This is a genomic window from Streptomyces sp. NPDC001450 (assembly GCF_053597295.1).
Genome location: NZ_JBSFHY010000066.1, coordinates 20,193 through 32,870, shown reverse-complemented (window position 1 = coordinate 32,870; position 12,678 = coordinate 20,193). Strand labels below are relative to the sequence as shown.

Genomic DNA, 12,678 nt, shown 5'->3' with positions numbered 1-12,678 from the left:
GGCCGACTCACCCCCGTCGAATTCGAGACCGTCATGACCACACCGGCCCTCCAGGCCGCGTGACTGAACCTGTCACCCAAACCTGCAGCAGACCCAAGCCACGGTCTTCCCTGAAGCTTGGTGGATTTCGGTGACTTCTCAGGCGGCCTGACGGAGGACTGAGGTGAGTTAGCCACCTGTCCAGCGTGCTCGGGATGCGCTTTCGAAGGTGGGATCGCCGCGCCGTGGTCGTCCTGCTGATGTCGCGCGCGGCTAGGACTTGGCCGGCCGATCATGTTGCTGGTTAGGGTGCGAGCGTGTCCAAGACGAGCGTGAGTAACGAGACCAGCAGCATGGTCTGCCTGTGGGTCGAGCCGTGGGGAACCGATCACTGGATGCGTCCGGGTGAGGAGTTCACCGTGGTGACCGAGACGGAGCCGGAGGAGTCGCCATTCAACGTGGTCGTGCATGATCGGGGCATCACGGTGTGGGTGAACTCGGGTCAGGACGCCGAGGTCTTCGACAAGAACGGTGGTCCGGTGCCGTGTGGGCACCAGCGGCCGGCCGAGGGTGGTCTCTGAGCTGCGTCCGATCGTCAGGTTCTGAGCCAGATGATCAAGGCTGCGGCGATTGCGGTGCCGAGGAAGACGTAGCCGCGTTTGTCGTAGCGAGTGGCCACCGCCCGCGACTGTTTCAAGCGGTTGATCGCCCGTTCGACGGTGTTGCGCTTCTTGTACTGCTCTTCGTCGAAGCCCAGTGGCCGTCCGCCGCGTGACCCTTTGCTTAGACGGGCCGCCTGGCTGTCGGTCTTCTCCGGGATCGTGTGTTGGATGCCCCGGCGCCGTAGGTACTGGCGGCAGGGGCCGTTGCTGTAGGCCTTGTCGGCCGCGAGGCTGTCCGGCTTCGTGCGTGGACTGCCTGGGCCAAGCCTGGGGACGCGGATCTTCTCCAGAACCGGCTTGAACTGGGTGCAGTCCGCACGCTGGCCGGGGGTGATGATCAGGGACAGCGGGCGGCAGCGGCCGTCCGCACTCAGGTGGAGCTTGCTGGTGAACCCGCCGCGCGAGCGGCCCAGGCCCTCACCTCCTGCACCACCTCCACCAGGCGGGCGAGCAGGCTCTGCCACGGCGTTTCGTCCTGATGTTCTGCCACACTGGCCCCCTTTGGGGCGGGTGCGGGCGGCGGCTCGGTGCGGGCACCGGCTGCGTGCTGGTGGGCGCGCACGATGGTGGAGTCCACCGCGATGTCCCAGTCGATCTCGCATGCAGCGTCGGCCGCAGCCTGGACCTGCTGCAGCAAACGTTCCCAGGTGCCGTCGGCCGACCACAACCGGTGGCGTTCATAGACCGTCTTGCATGGTCCGAACCGCTCCGGCAGATCCCGCCACTGCACCCCGGTCCGCACTCGGTGCAGGATCCCGTCGATGACCTGTCGGTGATCCCGCCACCGGCCACAACGCCCGTTGCTGCCCGGCAACAATGGCCGCAGCCGATCCCACTCCGCATCCGTCAAATCACCCCGCCCCATGCCCGCATCAACGATCCGGACTGCCGACAGTCACATGATCGGCCGGACAAGTCCTAGCCGAGAGGAGCCGCGGGTACGGGAAAATGTCCGCTTCGACACCACCGGCTCGCAGTTCATCGAGTACGACTACTGGTCATCTACACCTGCCAGGCTCTGGCCTGGACCGTCGCCCAGTACGACGCCCGCGTCCCGGCCGCCGCCTGAACGACGCCGCGACGGCACGGTGCGAGAGGCCGTGGTCATGCCGTGCAGCGGCGCCACGGCTTGTCGTACGAGCCGCCGCAGGTGCGGCGCGAGGCGGTGTAGACGGCGCTGGCGGGGGTCATCTGCTCGGCGGGCTCGGCCGGGTGGGGCTGGCCCGACGACGTCACCGACGACGAGACCACCGTCACCGTCCGGCTGGGAGACCCGCCGTCCCCGCTGCCGGAGCCAGTCGCCGACCTGATGCGGGCCTACATCCAGTTCCGGCAACACCTGCCCTACGCCAGCAGCAGGAGCTCGCAGTGGCTCTTCCCGGCCGCCAGCCGGGACAGCCCATGAACCCAGTCAGCCTCCAAGTCCACCTGCGTGAGATCGGCGTCCCTCCGCAGCGCGGCAGGACCTCCGCGATTCGTCAACTCGTCCTCCAAGCCCCGGCCCCCGTCATCGCGAAGGCACTCGGCTATCATGACAAGAGCGCCACCCGCCTGGTCACCGAAGCCGGCGGGACCTGGAGCCGATACGCCCCAGGCGACCACCAGCGGTGAAGCGCGGCTACTTACGCTGGGGCCGCTGAACCTCGCTTGTCCTCAACGTGGACGACGTGAAGCTCGGTGCCGTCCCGGTGGCGCTTGGAACGTCCGAACAGCCCGACAGCGATCTGAGACTGATCCTGAGGCTCATCGAGGCCGACATAGGTAAGGACGTCGTTGTGATGCCCCGTGACGACCCATCCCTCGACGTCCTTGAGGTCGATCACCCCAAAGTCTCCTGCCGAAGATCCGGCATGCGCCGGGCCGAACTTCTTCAGGAGGTCGGTTGCCTGTTCAGCAAGCTCCCCGTCCGGAGCGGTCAGCACGACACAAGTGCCATGCTCGAACAGCACCCACGACTTGCGAGGGTCGGCGAGAAGCCGCTGCCAGACGTCTATGAGTATCTCGGTGTTCACACCGATCATCATGCCGCAGAGCACCGACACAGGGTGACGATCGGCCGACGGCTACGGCGAATACGCGACTCCTGAACATGCTGGCCTACCAGTCCCGAGGCCGTAGACAGCTGCCCCCGCGTGCCCCTTCCTGGCTTTGTCCACGAGAACGACAGCAGATGTTCACCACTTCGGGAGGCACCACTGTCCGGCACTGTTCGATTGCGCGGTTTCGGAGAGCGAGTACCGGCGCCCCCTGTCAGTCGGCTAGAAGATGCCGGAGCGCATGTGTTGCGTGAGGTTCTCGAGGATCTCGCGCAGCCACGGGCTGCGGACGGCCGGCAGCCGGACCAGGGTGTGCCGGAAGGTTCCCGGGTCGGCCTGGAACGGGTGACGGGGGTGCGGTGCGAGCGGGTCGTCGCGGAGAACGCCGTCGGGCATGGTGCCCGACGCGGGGAGGGGTAGGTGCGGCTCGGGGAAGGCCAGCCACATCCACACCCCGAATGGCAGCGGCACCGGGTATGCCGATGCGGCCCGGCCGGCCGGGCTCCAGATCTCCCCTGTCTGCGGATGGATCGGCACGAGGAGTATGTCGGCGTCCGCGTCAGGGCCGGACAGCCCCGGTCCGGCCAGGACGGCGCGCCGCGCTGGGGTGCCCGCAGGCAGCAGGGCGTCGAGGGCACGCTGGAACACTTCCGCGATCAGGCCGTGCGGGACGGTCACCGGCCGGCCGTCCGAGGCTGCCAGCAGGTGGGCGAGCGCCCGGCCGGCTGCCGCCTCCCACTGCGGGCTCCATGCCCACCAGTGGCCCAGCCCGAGCATCGAGCGCCATGTGGTGATCGGCTCGAACGGGGGCGTGCTTTTCCCCTCCGCCAGCAGTTCCGCCCAGGAGAGCGTTGCGGTGGGGGCGTTGTCGACAGGGAGGCGGCGCACGGCATCCGGCGCGAGCCAGACCGCTTGCCAGAGTGAGCAGTCGTCAATCCGGTTCGCCACGGGCAGGCCGCACGCCTCACAGGCCATGTTGGGGCCGTCACCCCAGTCGAGGCCGCAGCAGTAGCCGTCGGCCTTCTCCGGGATGAGCACGGTGCCGCGGGTATCTCCGGGTGCGATGACGACCGTGCCAGGCGTGCCGTCGGACACGGCGTGGACCGGGGCGTCGATGCCGCGGGCCGCCGCCTCCTCCGGATCAATCTCGTCCCACCTCCGCCATGGCGGCCCCAAGCGCTTCGGGTCCACGGCGAACGTGCCCGACTCCATGAGCACCGGGAGCTGAATCCCGTTCCCGTACTTCTGATGGGCGTGGGCCGGCAGCGCGACCTGGGACAGCGGGATCGTCAGCCTGGCGCCGCACCCAGCGCACACGAAAATGAACAAATATCCTCCGCCGAAGAAGCGGAGAGCATCGTCGCAGCTCCTCGGTGGACCGACCAACGTGTTTCATCCGCTGCGGGGCCGCGCACCGCTGCGGCGTGAAGCATCACCGTTCGAATCCTCGACGTTCCTGGTGCCTCCCGAAGTGGTGAACATCTGCTGTCCGTTCTCGGGTTCTGGTCCAACTTCTGTGGTGTGCCTACTCCCTGTGACCGTTGTCTTGCTGGTAGTTTTCGCGAGATCGTCTGGAAACTGCCGGTGCCGACTGCGCTCGGGCTGATGGTGCGGAAAGCTCTGCGATCCGCTCCTTGGCCGCGTCGGCCTGCGCGGCGATCTCTCGCTCCCGCTCCTCCAGCCGTGCCAGCACCGCGCCGAGGGTGAGCTGATCGCCGGTCATGCGGTGCGCCAGGACGGCGCGGTCGCCCCGGACAGCCGGCGCAGTATCACCACGGTCATCGCCCAGTACACCCGCGACTCTGAGGTACGGGGCTGGTGCTCGTAGTCGCGCACCAGCCGACGGTGCAGCATCAAGATTCCGTAGGCGCGCTCCACGATCCACCGCTTGGGGATCGGAACGAAGCCGGTCTGCGCAGGGTTGCGCTCCACGACCTCTACCTCGATGCCCACCTTCTCCCCGTGCGCGACGACGGCGTTCTTGAAGCCTTGGTCGACCAGGGCCTTCTCGCCGGTGTCGGTGTCGGCGGCGACCTTGTCCAGCAGCGTGATGCCGACGGCGTTCTCGTGCGCCGACGCAGCCACCACGACCACCGCGATCACCAGTCCCAGGACGTCAACGGCCAGGCCGCGCTTGCGGCCTGATACTTTTTTGCCGCATCATGCCCCATCGACTCTGCGGGCACCCCGGCCGCGGCGTGCACGCTCTGGGTGTCGAGTACCACCAGGCTCGGGTCCGCCTTCCGGCGCGCCTTCTCCCGCACCTGCCAGCGCAGCAGGTCGTGGGTGGTCCGGTCAGTGCCGTCGTCGCGCCAAGTGTAGAAGTAGTACTTCACCGCGCCGGGCGGCGGGAAGTCGTGCGGGAGCAGGTCCCACTGGCAGCCGGTGCGGCCCTGGTAGAGCAGCGCGTTGACGATCTCCCGCATCGCATGCCGGCCCTGATGGCCGCTGACCGAGGGGTGCGCGGCCTTCCATGCGGTGATCACCGGCTCGGCCAGCGCCCACTGCTCATCGGACAGGTCGGTCTTGTAGGGCTTGCGCTCGCTCACGGCGACCCGCCCAGCACGCCCATGGCCGCCGACCGGCCGGGATACCGCCCTGCCACACGTTCAGGTGACGACAAATCACCTACACACTTACATACCGCCCTCTGGAGAGTTCGGGGTGGAACCTCGACCACGGGCACGCCGATCGTGGCCCTCGCCGGGGCGCGGCTGCCCATCGACCGCTCCACCGGCCATCCGCGCCGGTCCGAGTGGAAGCCGGGAGGCAGCTGTCTGACAACGGCCGCATGGACACCCTGAGCGCGAGCCGCCGCAAGCGCTGGAACCACACAACGACCGCTGTCCGCGGCCGTCCGGGGGCGCCAGCGGTTTCGCATTCCATGCCGGGGAGTTTCTCTGGGAGGAGAGGCACACCGCAAAACGGCGGAGGTGAGTGACACATGGCCTTTTCGGTTCACTTCGACTCGATCTTCTGCGATGCCGCGCCGAACAGAGACTTCTTCCTCCGACTTCTGATGGAGGAGGCGCCGGGCCAGCCCGGCTCCGTCCTGTGGGAGAGCCACATGGAGACCGGTGAGACACAGACGATCGACGTCACCCGGCCGGTGACGGGGCATGTGATCCTAGGAGCGGTTGAAAACGGCACGTTCCATCAGCTGCGACACCTGGCCGCGACAGGATCCGCCGCGGGCTGGGCTATCTGCTGGACTGGGAGGCGGCGCTGGATTCAGGTGCGATGATGGGCGCCTGGGCGACTCCCGTCGAACCGCAGGTCCATGCCGCGGCGCCCGTGGTGGTCGAGAGCGTGGAGGCGGCGGAGCCTGGTGCGCTCGACGGACAAGAGCGTGTCCTGGCCCGCTACCGGCTGAGCTCAGCACGGGGGCCTACGTCGCGGCCGTTCTGTCAGGACCGGTGTTCGACCGCACCGTGCACGCCAGGCGGACGCCGCACCTGCAGCAGACGCACTTCCTGACGGCTGTCGCGCGTGTTGAGGGCAAGAGTTTCGAGCAGCCCTGCCAGCTCCATGTCCCGGAGATGGCGGCCGAGACGCTGCAGGGCTACGTCACCGAACTACCCCTGGCCGCCGACGCGGTCACAGCTGATCCGCCGCCCGCCCCTGCAGGTTCCGGGACCACGATGTCGCGCCAAGGCGGGAGTGGACGAACCGCAGCCACCTGGACTCCGAGGTGAAGCCCAGCCTCGCCTGGGCGACGGCGAGGCAGACGAGCTCGGAATCGGTCAGCCGGGGAGGGGGTCCCCGCCACCGAGTGTCCGTGATCTCGTCGTCGATCTTCACATTCAGTGCGGTGAGCAGGGCGTCCAGGTCATTCGGCACAGAACGATCTTGGGTGCCCTGTCTGCATCGCCGGGCCGCCTGCACCGTGAGCGGCACCCGACAGGTGCACCGGCTCCGGCCTTTACTGTGCGCCGAGTGTCATCCACTTCTCCGGCTTCTCCAGAGATGCGAAGCCCGCCCTGGCGTAGACCGCGTGTGCGTCTGCGGTGGCCAGCAGCACGCGGCGCAGCCCATAGGGCGCGAGATGCTCGCAGACGGCAGCAACCAGAGCATGCCCCAGGCCCTTTCCGCGGCTGCCGCGAGCGATGTATACGTCGCACAGCCACGCGAACGTGGCCTGGTCCGTGACCACCCGGGCATAACCGAGCTGAACGCCGGTGGCACTGTCATAGACCCCGAAGTTCAGCGAGTTGGCCATAGCCGCGTCCTGCTTCTCCCGGGACCGGCCCAGAGCCCAGTACGAGTCCTCGGAAAGCCACTGGTGGATGACTGCACGGTCGAGACGAGCCGGGTCAGTGGATATGGAGTAGCCGGCTGGGAGATCAGTGGTCATGACCGCATACAAGCAGACCAGGGCGCCCCGGAGCCATCGAATAGCCCCTTGGCACATCGACAAGCCCGATCATGATCACTTCGGAATGACTCGTCTAGATGAGCGAGTCCAAGGTCAGTGATCGAAGGCGGTCAGCGAACGCAGGACGGGTTGATCGGTCTGGGCGTTGCGCCAGACGGCTGCGGTCAGCGCAAGGAACCGTCGGAGGATTCGGACGGTGACTGTGCCGGGGGTGCGCCCGCCGTGGCGTTCGAGGTCCAGCTGGGCCTTAAGGGTCTGGTTGACCGATTCGATCGGTTGCCGCAGTGGCTTGAACAGCGGTGATCCGGCCCGCTCGGGTTCGTCCTTGCGGGCCGCCCGCAGCAGTTGGGCTCCCAGGTCGGCGAGCTGTTGCTCGAACTCGCGGCCGTAGTAGTTCTTGTCCGCGAGGAAGGTCCGGCCCGGCCGCTCGGCGATCAGAGCCGGTTCGATCGTGAGGATATCCAGCAGCACCTCGCGCTCGGGGGCCTTGGCGTCGGTCAGGGCGAAGGCGACGGGCAGACCGTGGGAGTGCAGACCAGGTGCAGGCGCAGGCCCCCAGAAGTAGCGTGCGTGGCTGGCGCAGTACCCGTGCTCAGCCCATCCGGCCAGGTCCGAACGTCTCGCGGTCCCGCGGGACCGGCCGCACTCGATGAGGGTGGAGTCCACCACCCACACGTCGTCGTGCCACGGGGCCGTGTCGGTGGCCAGCTCGCGCATCACCCGCCGGACCAGGTCGGCCGATCGCCTCAGCCGCTTGTTCCAGCCGCTCTGCTGGGGGAGGTTCGGGAAGAGGTGCCGCAGGTGGGCGCGGGCGTGGCGCAGCCACCTCGCCTCGGAGGTGAAACCGAGCAGGACCTGCATCACCGCCAGCGTCACCAGTTCAGCGTCGCTCAGCTGCGGCGCGATACCGATCTTCGGCCGCCACGGAGCGATCTGCGGAGCAGCCTTCAGCAAGTCGTCGGTTCTCACATACAGTGCCGTAGCCATGGCGTCCTTCGGTCGTCACACACTGGCCTTGGACGCCCTCGCCGCAGCTCCGCAGGAACAACGAGAGACTCTCACCGTCCGGAGCCGGCGGGAACACTCGGATTGGCCGTGTCGAAGTAGACCGTGTCCGTGTCTGGATCGAGATAGAACGCGCCGGTGTACATCCCAGCCGTCATGTCATGGTCGAAGGAATCACTCCGAACCCACCGTGCATCCGTGGGCACGAACTCGGCGAGGCTACCCGGTAGTTGCATCGGCCCCTCCGGCCGAAAGGTCTGCTGCGACGCCCCCGTGATGGCGGCGACGGTACCCGCTCTCAGCCGGGCTGTTCCCACGACGCGCACATCGGTGGGGCCCGGAACGGACCCCCGCGAATCGGTGCCCAGCGCGATGCCGAGCCAGTGCGCACCTGACAGCGGGCGGAGTCTGGGGAACCTACGTTCCAGAGGCTCCAGGTCGGTGCGGACCTTCGCGCCATCTGCGCTCTTCGTATTCGCCGTACAGGCCGCAAGCAGCGTCACCGCTCCGAGCGCGAACATCCCTCGGCGTCCGAGACCCGCCATGCCACCCACAGGCCGCCCTCCCCAAAGCCCCCACATCTCATCCTGATCGTAGCCGCCTGCTCGCAGCTCCCACCCCTTGGAATTGATCATCCAGGGCTACTGCGCGCTGTTCCAGGTCTTCGTGTCGAACAGCTGCGATGCGGGCGGAGCTCCTGCAGGAGGTGGAAACTTGGAGGGCCGAAGCCCTGTACGGCTGCGGTCGGTACCGCGACTCGGTGCCGTGGGACATCAAGAAGGATCGGCAGCAATGGCAACTGGCCGCGTGAAGTGGTTCAACGCCGAAAAAGGATTCGGCTTCATCCAGCAGGACGACGGCGGACCGGACGTGTTCGTTCACTTCTCTGCCATCACTGGCACCGGCTTCAAGGAGCTGAACGAGGGCGAGCAGGTCGAGTACGACGTCACCCAGGGGCCCAAGGGTCCGCAGGCGGAGAACGTCGCCAGGATCGGCTGACCAGCGGCCGGCCCCGTCCCGCCGGCCAAAGCTGGCGGGACACTCTCGTGCACGTCCAACTACTCCACGGCCGGGTCCTCCTGCGAATGCCGCACAGCCCGCTTCACCTCCCGCTCCACCTCGTACTGCGACAGGTCCGCGTTCTCCCGGCCCGCGTAGTCCGTCACCGCAGCCCGGAACGCCTCGGCGGCCGCACGCCACCGGCGGCGCTGCGCCTCAAAGTCCTCGCCGTCCAGGCCCGCGAGCCTCGCGCGTTCCTCCTCAGCGGAACGTTCCAGCTTGATCAATTCTTCGGGGATATCAGCCACGCCTGTCATGACGCCCGTCGACGGGACCGCTCGTTGAACCCGTAGATCCCCCGCGGCCAGAACGGTGCCGGGTCACCACAGCGTGCCTGGTCAGGTGCGGAAGCGGGCGAGCCAGCCGCCGGCCTTCCGTGCGGCCTGAGCCGTCTCCGCCTCCCGGCGCTTCCGCGTTCGGTGACGAGGGGCGACGTCCGCTACCCGGTGAGGTTGGCCAGGCAGGAGGTGCCGGTGTTCCAGGGGGTGAGTTCGCCGCCGGATCCTGACTGGTCGCCGTGGTGGAGGTGCACGAGCTTTCCGGCGACGTGCACGGTGTCGCCGGCACGGAACGTGCCCGTGTAGGCGCCCAGGCAGGAGCGCAGGTGGGTGATGCGGCGGGCAAAGCGGTCCGGTTCGTCGATGGTGGCGGACAGTAGCCCCGAGCGCCACCAGCCTGAGGACGTCACAGACAGCACGCAGCACTCTGCCGTCAGCCCTGGTGCCGAGGGCCCGGGCTCGGTAACAGCACGGCGCAGTGCCCCGGCAAGACCCTCGGCTTCGACACACCTACCGATAGGCTGACGGCCCTGTTGCGTTGATCAGTCAAGTCCACCACGGCTTTCTTCGCGAAGGAGACCCGGTGAGCGTGCACCCGTTCATCGAGGCGGAGAAGCAGGCGGGCCACAGCGCGCACCAGCCGGTCCCCAGCGGGACGGCATGGCCCGTGTGGTGCCGCCGATGGGGCCACCGGACCGGAGGGGTCAGTCCCGAGCCACCGCAATCGGGGCCTTGGCGCGCAGGAACGGCCAGGCAAGGGTGGCGCGGAAGCCGCGAGGGTCGGGATAGGACGCCGGGTCGTCCAGGCCAAGGCGGTCCGGCACGCGATGGGGCTCGTACACGAAGGTACGGAAGACCATGTCCCAGACCGGCAGCACCGATCCGTAGTTGACGCGCTCACCCGCCCCGTGGTGCCAGCGATGGGTTTCCGCACCGATCAGGAAGTAGTTGAGCGGTCCAGTGCGGATGTCGGAGTTGATGTGACTGATCGTCTGCTGGAGGTTCAGCACCACCAAAGCGAGGAACGCCGCGTCGGGGCTCGCTCCGCTGAACCGGAAGACCAGCAGGGAGATCACGAAGCGGGAGACCAGCAGATCAACGGGGTGGAAGACCGGGTGCATGAACACATACACCTGGGACGGGGCGTGGTGCACGCCATGAGCCCGCCACAGCCGGGGCAGGGTGTGGGCGGCGCGGTGGTAGCCGTACCACAGCAGGTCGAGGCCGAGCAGGACGACCAGGGCCTGGCCGGGCAACGGAACGCGGGTCAGCGGGCCGAAGCCCCCGCTCGGGACGAGGTGGGCGGCGACGAGGGAGACGCCCATCGTGGCGATCTGCTCGACCACGAAGGCCAGCCCGATGAATGGCAGATCACGGCCGACGAAGCTGTCCCGGGTCATACGCCAGCGATCCAGCAGCGGGTTGAACCGCTCGACGGCGAAGGCGACCGCGATGGTGCCCACGGTCAGCAAGGCGAGGACGGCGTTCTGGGAGATGACCAGGCGGTGGGTGGCGGCAGCCCAGCCGACGGCGCCGGTGATCGCCGCCAGGAGCGGATAGGTACCGTAGGTCAGGATCGGCCGGGTCGGGGACTCGAGTTTCATGCCGTCACGTTCGCAACCGATGCAGGGGGTGTGCTTTCCCGTGGGCGCACACATTTTGCCTTCCCGCGCTTCCCGTGGCGAGCGGGCCGGCCGGCCCGCCGACCCGGTGGAGGTTCAGTTGAGGGCCTTCGCCGGCGCCCGGGGAGTGCGGCTGCCGGAGGCGGGCGCACTCCCGGAGGCGTCCGGCAGCCCGCGGGCCGACTGGCTCGCGCCCGTGTGGGACGCGTTGCGGCGCTCCGGCCTGGACCACCCCGGGCTGGCGTTCGCCGCCTGGGCCGAGACCGCCATGCTCGGCGGGCTGGTGCCACCGATTCTCGCCAACAGCCCGGACGTCGGTGCCATGTTGGACAGCCTGCGGCACTTCCACCCGCTGGTCGGCCGCAATGAGTTGGTTGTGCAGCCGCACCCCGACGGCGGATCGGACACGGTCCATGTGAGCCTGAAAGCACAGGACGGTGGGGCCGCGGACCCGGACGGGGTGGACGCGTGCTTCACGCTGCTGTGCCGCAGTGTGCGTCGGCTCTCCGGGGAGTCCGCCGGGCCCGACCGGGTCCTGCTGCGGCGCCCGGAGCCGGTGGACCCGGGCGCCTACCGCAGCGCACTGGGCCCCGCAGTGGCGTTCGGCCAGCCGCAGGACACCTGCGTTTTCGGACCGGCTACGCTGCGCGCACGGGTGCGGCAGGCCGATCCCGTCGTGCTCGCGATGCTCGCCCCGTACGCGCAACGGCAGCTGGCGTTGGAGCACACGCCCTGGTTCGCAGCAGTGCGAGCGGCACTGCGGAGCGCCCCCTTCGCGCAGACCAGGCCTCCCCGGCTGGCTGACGTGGCGCGTGCCATGACGGTCAGCAGCCGCACGCTGCAGTCGCGGCTCCGGGAGGAGGGGGCCTCGTTCTCGGACCTGGTGGACGACCTGCAACGCGAACGCGCTCTGGCGATGCTCGCCGAGCCGGAGCCGACCGGACTGACGATGACCATGATCGCGACGCGGGTGGGATTCGCCACCCCGGCGGCACTCACCCGAGCGGTACGACGGTGGACCGGCATGACGCCCACCGCATACCGGCGAACAGCGAACCCCCGCACTGCCACACCCGAAGGCCCTGGGTGGGCCAACCATACGGAGGGCTCGCCCGGTCCCGGAGAAGAACGCAGGGAAGTCTAAGCGGAGGCCAGTTACCCGTCACCGGTCCTTCATCAGGAAATGCAGCAGCGTCACGACGCCGACACCGACCAGGAGGGCGGTGCCGAACGACGGGTGTTCGAAGGCCACGTACACGGAGCCCCCGCCGACGAGTGTGAGCAGCGCCGTCCGCTGATCGATCTGTCCGTCCATGAGCAACGTCCCCGTTCGCACGCGGTCTCTGGTTCCCCACAGGACCGGGGAATCGCCCCTTGTCGAGATCCGCGGTGAACTGCCCCAGACGCCTTGTCACGTCGGCGAGACCGCGTCTGGCCACGTCCGCAATGACCAGCACCTTGCACGACAGCGCCGTGCCTACGCCCTCCGGGACTTGCAGTGCGCGCCCCCTTACGTGCGCCTTCGAGAGTCGATCTCGGATCATTACGGTCACATAGGGATATTTGATCGCCGCAGGCAGGACCATCGGCTGACATCGGACTTCTGGGTCATGCCCCTGCAAGTCTTGACACGCCGAGCCATCGGGGCAGCCTGCCGCCGTT

Annotated in this window: 16 protein-coding genes and 4 pseudogenes; 5 read left to right on the top strand and 15 right to left on the bottom strand. The window is 68.2% G+C overall.

Annotated elements, in window-relative coordinates; all coding sequences use genetic code 11:
* The first annotated feature begins 296 nt into the window (after window positions 1-296).
* Window positions 297-560 (top strand): hypothetical protein, encoded by a 264-nt coding sequence (locus ACWC5O_RS42360; RefSeq protein WP_450592223.1) that lies wholly within the window; start codon window positions 297-299, stop codon window positions 558-560.
* 14 nt (window positions 561-574) lie between these two features.
* Here the strand turns inward: ACWC5O_RS42360 and ACWC5O_RS42355 are convergent.
* Both ACWC5O_RS42355 and ACWC5O_RS42350 read right to left on the bottom strand, forming a co-directional pair.
* A pseudogene (locus tag ACWC5O_RS42355) lies at window positions 575-1,506 on the bottom strand (IS5 family transposase).
* Window positions 1,507-1,745: 239 nt separating this feature from the next.
* Entirely contained in the window at window positions 1,746-1,898 is a 153-nt protein-coding gene (locus ACWC5O_RS42350; protein WP_450781231.1) for a hypothetical protein, read from the bottom strand.
* Between the two features lie 144 nt (window positions 1,899-2,042).
* On the opposite strand from ACWC5O_RS42350, the gene ACWC5O_RS42345 reads away from it, so the two are divergent.
* Entirely contained in the window at window positions 2,043-2,252 is a 210-nt protein-coding gene (locus ACWC5O_RS42345) for a hypothetical protein (RefSeq protein ID WP_450592220.1), read from the top strand.
* A gap of 11 nt (window positions 2,253-2,263) precedes the next feature.
* On the opposite strand, the gene ACWC5O_RS42340 is transcribed toward ACWC5O_RS42345, so the two are convergent.
* From ACWC5O_RS42340 to ACWC5O_RS42325, 4 genes and pseudogenes are all read right to left on the bottom strand, one after another.
* The gene (locus ACWC5O_RS42340) at window positions 2,264-2,665 is read right to left on the bottom strand and encodes a hypothetical protein (RefSeq protein WP_351365139.1); all 402 of its coding nucleotides are present in this window, start codon (window positions 2,663-2,665) and stop codon (window positions 2,264-2,266) included.
* 234 nt (window positions 2,666-2,899) lie between these two features.
* Window positions 2,900-4,006: a hypothetical protein gene (locus ACWC5O_RS42335; RefSeq protein WP_450592219.1), complete on the bottom strand. Its 1,107-nt coding sequence runs from the start codon at window positions 4,004-4,006 to the stop codon at window positions 2,900-2,902.
* A 196-nt stretch (window positions 4,007-4,202) separates the two neighbouring features.
* The gene (locus ACWC5O_RS42330; protein WP_450592218.1) at window positions 4,203-4,400 is read right to left on the bottom strand and encodes a hypothetical protein; all 198 of its coding nucleotides are present in this window, start codon (window positions 4,398-4,400) and stop codon (window positions 4,203-4,205) included.
* Window positions 4,397-5,226: pseudogene (locus ACWC5O_RS42325) on the bottom strand (IS5 family transposase). Before ACWC5O_RS42325 ends, ACWC5O_RS42330 begins: the two are co-directional and overlap by 4 nt.
* A gap of 395 nt (window positions 5,227-5,621) precedes the next feature.
* Between ACWC5O_RS42325 and ACWC5O_RS42320 the strand changes: the two are divergent.
* Window positions 5,622-5,921 (top strand): hypothetical protein, encoded by a 300-nt coding sequence (locus ACWC5O_RS42320; RefSeq protein ID WP_450592216.1) that lies wholly within the window; start codon window positions 5,622-5,624, stop codon window positions 5,919-5,921.
* A 407-nt stretch (window positions 5,922-6,328) separates the two neighbouring features.
* Here ACWC5O_RS42320 and ACWC5O_RS42315 read toward each other — a convergent pair.
* The 4 genes and pseudogenes from ACWC5O_RS42315 to ACWC5O_RS42300 all read right to left on the bottom strand — a co-directional run.
* A pseudogene (locus ACWC5O_RS42315) lies at window positions 6,329-6,517 on the bottom strand (IS982 family transposase); the annotation flags it as partial.
* A gap of 82 nt (window positions 6,518-6,599) precedes the next feature.
* Window positions 6,600-7,031, bottom strand: a complete 432-nt coding sequence (locus ACWC5O_RS42310; protein ID WP_450592215.1) for a GNAT family N-acetyltransferase — start codon at window positions 7,029-7,031, stop codon at window positions 6,600-6,602.
* Window positions 7,032-7,145: 114 nt separating this feature from the next.
* Complete coding sequence (locus ACWC5O_RS42305) at window positions 7,146-8,039, bottom strand: IS982 family transposase (RefSeq protein ID WP_450592214.1); 894 nt, start codon at window positions 8,037-8,039, stop codon at window positions 7,146-7,148.
* Between the two features lie 71 nt (window positions 8,040-8,110).
* Window positions 8,111-8,692, bottom strand: a complete 582-nt coding sequence (locus ACWC5O_RS42300; RefSeq protein ID WP_450592213.1) for a hypothetical protein — start codon at window positions 8,690-8,692, stop codon at window positions 8,111-8,113.
* Window positions 8,693-8,849: 157 nt separating this feature from the next.
* Between ACWC5O_RS42300 and ACWC5O_RS42295 the strand changes: the two genes are divergently transcribed.
* Window positions 8,850-9,056 carry a cold-shock protein gene (locus tag ACWC5O_RS42295; protein WP_450592211.1) on the top strand — a complete coding sequence of 69 codons (207 nt, stop codon included), beginning with the start codon at window positions 8,850-8,852 and terminating at the stop codon, window positions 9,054-9,056.
* A gap of 59 nt (window positions 9,057-9,115) precedes the next feature.
* Here ACWC5O_RS42295 and ACWC5O_RS42290 read toward each other — a convergent pair whose 3' ends face one another.
* The 3 genes from ACWC5O_RS42290 to ACWC5O_RS42280 form a co-directional block, all read right to left on the bottom strand.
* On the bottom strand, window positions 9,116-9,373 hold the full coding sequence (locus tag ACWC5O_RS42290) for a hypothetical protein (protein ID WP_450592209.1): 258 nt from the start codon (window positions 9,371-9,373) through the stop codon (window positions 9,116-9,118).
* A gap of 182 nt (window positions 9,374-9,555) precedes the next feature.
* Window positions 9,556-9,804: a hypothetical protein gene (locus tag ACWC5O_RS42285; RefSeq protein ID WP_450781229.1), complete on the bottom strand. Its 249-nt coding sequence runs from the start codon at window positions 9,802-9,804 to the stop codon at window positions 9,556-9,558.
* A gap of 294 nt (window positions 9,805-10,098) precedes the next feature.
* On the bottom strand, window positions 10,099-10,998 hold the full coding sequence (locus ACWC5O_RS42280) for a sterol desaturase family protein (RefSeq protein ID WP_450592207.1): 900 nt from the start codon (window positions 10,996-10,998) through the stop codon (window positions 10,099-10,101).
* A 118-nt stretch (window positions 10,999-11,116) separates the two neighbouring features.
* Here ACWC5O_RS42280 and ACWC5O_RS42275 point away from each other — a divergent pair, with 118 nt between their 5' ends.
* Window positions 11,117-12,160, top strand: a complete 1,044-nt coding sequence (locus tag ACWC5O_RS42275) for a helix-turn-helix domain-containing protein (protein ID WP_450592206.1) — start codon at window positions 11,117-11,119, stop codon at window positions 12,158-12,160.
* 18 nt (window positions 12,161-12,178) lie between these two features.
* Here the strand turns inward: ACWC5O_RS42275 and ACWC5O_RS42270 are convergent, their stop codons facing one another.
* The gene (locus ACWC5O_RS42270) at window positions 12,179-12,331 is read right to left on the bottom strand and encodes a hypothetical protein (RefSeq protein ID WP_450592204.1); all 153 of its coding nucleotides are present in this window, start codon (window positions 12,329-12,331) and stop codon (window positions 12,179-12,181) included.
* Window positions 12,332-12,374: 43 nt separating this feature from the next.
* A pseudogene (locus tag ACWC5O_RS42265) lies at window positions 12,375-12,560 on the bottom strand (SCO5555 family protein); the annotation flags it as partial.
* Window positions 12,561-12,678 lie beyond the last annotated feature (118 nt).